Raw genomic sequence first — 1,048 nt, 5'->3', positions numbered from 1 at the left:
CGGTCTCCTCGACATGTGCCGAGGACGTGCTTGTGGCACCCTTTTCGACCTCGGTGGAGAACGCGGTCTCCCCGGTCCCGGTGGATGCTGTGGAGTTCTTCTCCGCTTCGGCCGCGGTGGGTGCTGGGCCGGCCGCGATGTCGCTCGCTTCCCGGCTGGCGGCTTCCACGTCCACCTGGGTGGGGGTCTCGACGGATTCCTGGGCCGTTGCGAGGGGGAACTCGGACGGTGCCGAAGCGGTGTCGCCAGCCGTAACCGGCTCACTGCGCGTGGCATCCCCGGAGATCACCTCAGCCGAAGGTGCCGTCGTGGACAGTTCCGGTGCCGTGGAGGAGGCCGGTTCCACCGCTGACGGTGCCTGGGAGGAGGACGGCTCGACCGATGCCGGCTCGATGCGGTTCTCCCGGCCGCCGGCCGGGGCCGGCGAAGCGAGGGAGGGTTCGGGCGCGAGGGCGGATACGGGTTCGTCCGTGAGTTCCGGTTCGGTGGTGGAGCCAGACTCCGCCGCGGCGTCCGTCTCGAGGGTGGGAGCGGAGACCTTGAAGTTGTCCGGCTCGGCCATGGTGGCCGGATTCCGAATGGTGTCCGGCTCAGCCATGGTGGCCGGGGTCGGAGTGGTGTCCGGCTCGGCCACGGTTACCGGAGCCGACGACAGATTCGGCTCAGTGGTGGGGTGCTCACCGCTGAAGGCGTCCGTCGAGGTGTTCGGAGCGAAGGGCTCGACGGTAGTGGCCGGGGCCGGCATGGAGGGCTCGGGGAGAGCCGTGTTTTCCGATGGCGCCAGGGCTTCAACGGTGCTGCTGACGGGCTCCGGGCGGTTCGGGCTGGAAGGCGTGCTCGCTGATTCGGTGGAGAGGCCGCCGAGTGTGTTCGGGCGCTGCAGTCCGGGTTCGTTGGCGTGCCGGGCCGCGGCGGGGGCACTGGCCAGCCAATCGCCCAGAGTCTGCGGGCGGCGGGTGGCCGATGTGGGGACGGAGTTCTCGACGGCGGTCGGTGTAGCCGTCTCGGGCTCGGTCGAATTCGCGGCAGCCGGAAGCGGGCTGGTCGG

Annotated in this window: 1 pseudogene; it reads right to left on the bottom strand. The window is 70.4% G+C overall.

Annotation, left to right across the window (positions count from 1 at the left end):
- Nucleotides 1-1,048, bottom strand: a pseudogene (locus Aut01nite_RS01945) (hypothetical protein); the annotation flags it as partial.

Source organism: Actinoplanes utahensis, assembly GCF_016862455.1.
In the GTDB taxonomy this organism is placed as follows: domain Bacteria; phylum Actinomycetota; class Actinomycetes; order Mycobacteriales; family Micromonosporaceae; genus Actinoplanes; species Actinoplanes utahensis.
This window is presented reverse-complemented; position numbering and strand designations above follow the sequence as displayed.